This window comes from Aminobacter sp. P4_H6_2 (genome assembly GCF_056400805.1).
In genome coordinates this window covers 1-5,735 of record NZ_JBFUKO010000346.1, presented here as the reverse complement: position 1 = coordinate 5,735, position 5,735 = coordinate 1, and the positions used below count along the sequence as shown (strand labels likewise).

The following is a 5,735-nucleotide window of genomic DNA, read 5'->3' as shown; positions in this document are numbered from 1 at the left end:
GTCATGTCCGCCAGCAGCAGGGAAGGCGCGCCGCCGCGCTTGTGCTCGTAGCCGATGACGACGTATTCGCGGGTGATGTAGGCCTTGGTTTTCAGCCAGTCCTTGCTGTAGCCGCCGCGGTAGATGCTGGCCTTGCGTTTCGAAACGATGCCCTCGAGGTCCATCGCTTCGGCGGTTGCGAAGAACTCGGCCCCGGAACCTTCGAACGCCTGGCTGAACTGGATGGCCGAGTCGGGGCGGGGATCGCCGACGAGCTCGTGCAGCTGGGCACGCCTGTCGTCGCAGCGCTGCTTTCGGAAGTCGTTGCCGTCGAGGCCAACCAGGTCGAAGGCATAGAACACCAGGCTGGCGCTTTCCCGCGTGATCGCGCTAGAAAGCCTGGCGAAGTCGGTTCGCCCAGTCTCGTCCTGCACGACCATCTCGCCGTCGGTGATCGCGTCGCGTTTGATCAAGGAGCGCACGGAGGCCAGCACCGCCGCATATTTCATCGACCAGTCGTGGCCGTTGTGGGTGAAGGCGACAGCATGGCCCTTAGCTAGGTGGATCTGGGTCCGGTAGCCGTCGTATTTGATCTCATGCGACCAGGCATCGCCTTCGGGTGGTTTGTCGACCAGCGTCGGGATACACGGCGGGATGAAGGGGGTCATTTGGCCTTAATTTGCTTCATCTCCATGATCGCATCCAACCTCAGACGAGATGATCCATGGATTGTGATGAGCGTACGAGCTTGCCCGCGTGACAAGCCGTATTTTTCGGCCAACTCGGATGCCTCGTATTTCTCGGGGTCATGCGGCGGATCGACTCTCACGAACTGCCGCGTGTCGGGATGCCCTTCCATGATCGTTCCTCCCAATTTACGACGTGCAAAAAACGCACCAGCGTTCCCAAGGGTTCCATTGTAGCGCGGCGCTGAACCTCGTTGAATATCGTCTATCGCGGTAGCTTCCCGGCGGAGATATAGATGCTGTTGAGTTCGCGGTTGCTATAGCGCTTGCTGACGGTGAAGCGGGTCGCAAAGCGCAAGAACCGCTACTCCCACGCGACGACCGCACCGGTACAGTCAAATCCGCAGCTCTCTGTCCACGCGATTGCGATGACGGTGACAAGGCACGCAATAAAGATAAGTCCCGCAATCCCAGATTTAACGCCGTCATATATTGCGCCACGACGCAAAGAGCACCAAGTCTGCCCGACGAGCGCAAAGATCAGATAAAGGCTCGCAGTGGCGGCCAAGGCCATGATTGTTAACATTGCCGGCCTCTTTTCAACCAGCAGGATAGCTGAAACGCGCGGCGGCCGATCGTTCCGTTTCGTGCGGACGCGGCGATTGCCTGCGGGCGACCCGCCCCTAGACCCAGCTAGGCGGTTTGTTGGACGACCAACGTCAAGACACCATCAGACGTAACCCCAGCCGCCAAGACATGCGTGGGATTCAGCCCAGCCGCCGCAAGCGTCAACAATGCCTGGCGTGAGTCGCCGATGAGAGCTTGCAACTCTTGTAACTCATCAGCGTTCGTATCCGCGATAACGGCTTCCACTTCCCTTTTCGTCGGCCCCAACAAGCTCTCGAACTCAACGACGACTACATCTGTATAAGTCTGGTCCGGTCCCAATGCGGGATCCATTGACTGCCACGTCTGTTGCTGAGTGGGCGGCTCGTTGGAGGCGACGGGGAAGGCGGCAATCGCGGCCACGAAGGCAATAATAATAATAATGTTCAGGCTTGGCATGGGGGTGCGCTCCTTGGTGGTGGCCTGCGCTGGCCTAAGCCCTGCCGAAGGGGAACGCGGCTGAGTCAAGCGCGGCCTGGTGCGTCATGCTCCCGCTGCAAGAGTTCGACTAGCTCAGCACCGGGCAGCTCGGCGAGCGACCGAAGGTGACATAGATGCGATCGCCGTCGCGGTCGCGGCCTAAGACCTCGATCGTCCGTCTGCCGACATCCGCGATGCGGGCACGGCGTATGCCCATGCGTTCGGCCTTGTCGAGCGCGCGGCCCTCGGTGCAAATCCGCTGCATACTGCGTCGATTGTCGGGGTAGTAGCCATCGCGGTAACCGTCCTGGCGGCAATCCCCGTAGCGCGGGTTGCAGCCCTGATTCAGGCGCAGTCCATCGCGACCAAATTCAAGTTGGATGTCCTGCGCAGAAGCAGGCAGAGGCAACCCAACGCCCATGCCGGCAACGAGCGCACAACCGATCAGGATCTTACGCATCTTATCCACTCCTGTTGTTTAGCTCATGGGTCTAAATGCGACGGGGACCCTCCCGGTTCCCTCTGGAGCAGTTCACAGGAATTTGGCTGTGCTGGCCTCGGTCTGCTCGGCTGTGCGCTACCGCCTCATGACGTCGGACAAACCGTTAAGGGGGAAAAATGGCGCGCCCGCTTCTGAGGGGATGAGGGGATCGAATCGAGGCGAGCGCGCCGCTCGGATCTGAGGTCAGAGCAGAACTCACCTTAGGGGCGACTATCCCAGCGTCAACCAGTCGTTTTTTCTTCGAAATCAAAAATAAACGCGCGTGTCAGGCCAAGGCGGATGCCCGTCCCTCCGGCGCACCCGCCCGTGAGATGCAGCCTGAAGGCTCCGTTCGCAGAACGGACGAGAGCGGTACCGCGAGCCCCCGCCGCAGCGCTTGCAGGCAGTGACGCGGGTGGCAAAGAGAACACTTGCTGCCATAACGTTAGCGTGATGTGAATTGACCATGAAAGGAGTTTATTCCTATTTCATTCTCATGCCTGCGCCGAACAAATCAAAGCCTTTTCAGCTGTCCAACCTGAACGATGGCCGGCAACTCGTGCGCGTCCGCTGCGCCTACTGCAATCGCGCTCATCACTATTTCCCGTCCGATCTCATCGAGATATTCGGCGAAGTTGATGTCGACTCGCTCATCGGCCGGATGAAGTGTGAGGCGGGGGACCACGGCTTCACGAATGTCGAGGCCGTCTAATCGAGCGGCAAGGAAGCGGTGGGGCTGCGGCATGAGGAATGCCGGCTTTGCCCCTCCGGCAGACCATTTCTTGTCAGAACTTGATGGTCAAATCTCAGGGATATTACCGCTCTGGGAGGTGCAATCATGGACCATGGAAACCGTGTACGGCACACAGTTGAGGGGCTCGCAGTCATGTATTCAGCATCTAGCAAGAGCTGCTATCGACCGGTTTCGACTAAACAGGTGTCAGAGCGCTACGCACGGAACTTCCCGAATGCAACATGTCTGACAGAGAGCTCGCCAATCTCATCGCCGCGGCGGCAGTGGATGCCGGCCTCGCAGTTGAGTTCGATTTGGGCATCACGCGGGAACGTAAAATACTCTGACATTGAACCACCCAAATGCCCAGTCACCCTAAAAGTGGCGGGGGTTTTTCCGTTGATGGGAACCGGACTAGTGGGTTCCGATCGTGCCAAGTGCCGCGCGCTGGCGCAATGGCTGGGGCCCTTTTCTGCGCAACCATTTACCCCGTTGCCCGTTTGCTAGGCGAAGGGACTGATCCTGGGAGAAAGACAATGAGGAAACTCATTATCGCCCTCGGCACCGTTGCACTCATGAGTGGCGCGGTATGGGCAGCTTCGGCTGACGGCGTTGTCAAGGAATTCAACAAGGAAACGAAGGTTATTACTCTAGAAGACGGCAAGAGCTACACCGTGCCGACTGACGTTGCGATACCTGCTGAGATCGTAGCTGGCGCTAAGGTGTCAATTACGCTCGATCAAGATGACGCGACTAAAGTCACCGCGGTAACGCTATCTCCTATGTGACGTTTTTCTGTCGCCCCGCTGCCGAAAGGTGGCGGGGCTACATTTGTTTTGGTGGGAACCTGATTTTACGTTTGTTGAGCGGAGCAAAATGGGCGTGGTCTTACCTTTCAGCTACGCCCGTTTGGGCAAGACCATCATGCCGCATGCGGGTCCGTCCTTGCCGTCCGTGGGGCGTGCTCACACCTCCGACACGGTTCAGCTTGGGCCTGCCGGTTGACCTCCCGGCAGGCCTTTTCGTTGTTTCCTACCACTTCACCCTGAAGCCGGCGGTGCCGGCAAGGGCGTAGCTGTCGCCGAAGTTTTCGAGCGAACTGTTGACCGAAACCTCGCCATAGACCGAATATTTGTCGTCGTTCCAGTTGTAGCTACCGCCGAGGCCAAGCCCGCCCCACAGCCTGTCCGGCCGGCTCTCGAAGCTTACGCCTGAAACGTCGACCTGGGTGGCGTCGAGGAACTGGTAATAGAGATTGGCGATGCCGTAGAGATGGCGGCGCCGGGTCTTGCCTTCGTCGTCCTTCCAGTTCTGGTCGTGGTCGGCGGAGATGCCGAGCCGGCCAAGAAGCGAGTCGCCGCTGCCGAGCGAGACATTGGCGCCGAAGACATCCCTGAAGCTGGAGAAATCGACATTGGCGTAGACGAGCTGGGCTTGCGGGGTCAGCGTCCAGGTCTCGTTGAGGTCGAACTTCTTGCCGGTTTCGACCGACAGCGCATAACCAAAACCGCCATTGCCATCGACAAGCGTCGGCGTCGCAAGCCCAAGCGCCTTTGAGGTCAGGTCGCTGTTGAACCAGGTCAGCTGGGCCTGGCCATCGACATAAAAGCCGTTCTGGTCATACCAGGTCAGCGTGCCGCCAAAGCCGCCACCTGTCGTGTCGATGTCACCATCGCCGAAGAACGAGGTGACGTCGCTTGAGGCATGGCCGAGATGCACCGTGATGCCGCCGATCAGCTTCGAGCCGTTCTCGGCCTCGTGCAGCAGCCCGTCGAGACCGGCCTGCAGCTTCCACACATTGGTGTCGTAGTTGGTACCCGAGGTGGTGAACGCCGGTTCGATGCTGGCGTGGCTGCCTTCGATGCGGCCCCAGATCGCTCGTTGGTCCTCGATCAGCGCCCGGTGGCCATCGGCGCCGGCATAATATTGCGCCTGCTCAGAAGAGACGGGGCATTGGAAATTCTTCGACGCGTCCTTGCAGAACACCGTCTCGGGTGCAGGCTCTTTCCAGTAGCGGTTGCCGACCCGCTGCTGCAGCGTGGGTACGGTGTTGAGCGCCAGCAGGTGCTGCGGATAGACCTCGTAGAGCGGCACGCCGGGCTGATAACGCGGCTCTGGCGGCTCAGGCGTGGGATCCGGAGGCGGGGTCAATTGCGAGCGCAGATACCAGTCGCTGTCGCTGGGATCGGTGACGCCATTGTGGAACAGCGTATAGGCGTAGGCGCCGCCGACCACTGCCTGCTGGCCGTCGGCGGTGACATAGGTGCCGCGCAGCACGAACGACCCGTTCGCAGTCGTCGCGCCATTGATGGCGTCGACCACCTTGATGCCGTCGGAAAGGGTCAAGGCGCCTGGACCAGTCGTGTTCCTGACGAGGAGTGTGGTGCTGCCCGTCGCCGTGCCGCCATTGATGACCAGCCGGTCGGAGGGAGCCCCATCGGCGCCAAGATAGGTGTTCAGCGCCAGCCTGCCGCCCTGGCCGACATAATTCTGCGTCGTCAGCGTCTTGTAGCTCGCAAGCAATGTCGGATCGCCGACCGGCGGGGTGACATCGATCAGACCGGCGTTCGTCGTCTGCTGCGAGACGGTCGAACTCGCCGTCATGGTCCAGATGCTGGTCGGGTCGACCGATACGTTGGTAACGTTGAAAGCCGCACCCGTCCAATGCGAACCGGTGGCGAGGCTGATGTTGGTTGTCGTTTGCGCGGCGATCAACGCATCACCGGTGAGCACGCTGCCATTCGAGGCGTCGAACTGAACGGCGGTCGGT

General features: G+C 60.0%; 7 protein-coding genes. 1 reads left to right on the top strand and 6 read right to left on the bottom strand.

Annotated elements, in window-relative coordinates; genetic code table 11:
- The 5 genes from AC1DUU_RS21230 to AC1DUU_RS21210 all read right to left on the bottom strand — a co-directional run.
- Positions 1 to 647 (bottom strand): ATP-dependent DNA ligase (locus AC1DUU_RS21230; protein WP_476785377.1); only part of this gene is annotated, 647 nt, incomplete at its 3' end.
- Entirely contained in the window at positions 644 to 838 is a 195-nt protein-coding gene (locus tag AC1DUU_RS21225) for a hypothetical protein (protein WP_476785376.1), read from the bottom strand. The genes AC1DUU_RS21230 and AC1DUU_RS21225, both read right to left, overlap by 4 nt.
- Before the next feature lie 520 nt (positions 839 to 1,358).
- Complete coding sequence (locus AC1DUU_RS21220; protein WP_476785375.1) at positions 1,359 to 1,730, bottom strand: hypothetical protein; 372 nt, start codon at positions 1,728 to 1,730, stop codon at positions 1,359 to 1,361.
- Positions 1,731 to 1,839: 109 nt separating this feature from the next.
- Entirely contained in the window at positions 1,840 to 2,211 is a 372-nt protein-coding gene (locus tag AC1DUU_RS21215; protein WP_476785374.1) for a hypothetical protein, read from the bottom strand.
- A 535-nt stretch (positions 2,212 to 2,746) separates the two neighbouring features.
- A complete protein-coding gene (locus tag AC1DUU_RS21210; protein WP_476785373.1) occupies positions 2,747 to 2,977 on the bottom strand; it encodes a hypothetical protein in 231 nt (76 codons plus the stop codon).
- Positions 2,978 to 3,501: 524 nt separating this feature from the next.
- Between AC1DUU_RS21210 and AC1DUU_RS21205 the strand changes: the two genes are divergently transcribed.
- Entirely contained in the window at positions 3,502 to 3,753 is a 252-nt protein-coding gene (locus AC1DUU_RS21205; protein ID WP_476785372.1) for a DUF1344 domain-containing protein, read from the top strand.
- 244 nt (positions 3,754 to 3,997) lie between these two features.
- Here AC1DUU_RS21205 and AC1DUU_RS21200 read toward each other — a convergent pair.
- The coding region (locus tag AC1DUU_RS21200) for an autotransporter family protein (RefSeq protein WP_476785371.1) at positions 3,998 to 5,735 on the bottom strand (1,738 nt) is incomplete at its 5' end.

What these genes read in the sequence shown, in the direction of transcription:
- AC1DUU_RS21210 (WP_476785373.1), bottom strand. Translation starts at nt 2,977, where the DNA reads ATGCCGCAGCCCCACCGCTTCCTTGCCGCTCGATTAGACGGCCTCGAC.
- AC1DUU_RS21220 (WP_476785375.1), bottom strand. Translation starts at nt 1,730, where the DNA reads ATGCCAAGCCTGAACATTATTATTATTATTGCCTTCGTGGCCGCGATT.
- AC1DUU_RS21215 (WP_476785374.1), bottom strand. Translation starts at nt 2,211, where the DNA reads ATGCGTAAGATCCTGATCGGTTGTGCGCTCGTTGCCGGCATGGGCGTT.
- AC1DUU_RS21205 (WP_476785372.1), top strand. Translation starts at nt 3,502, where the DNA reads ATGAGGAAACTCATTATCGCCCTCGGCACCGTTGCACTCATGAGTGGC.
- AC1DUU_RS21225 (WP_476785376.1), bottom strand. Translation starts at nt 838, where the DNA reads ATGGAAGGGCATCCCGACACGCGGCAGTTCGTGAGAGTCGATCCGCCG.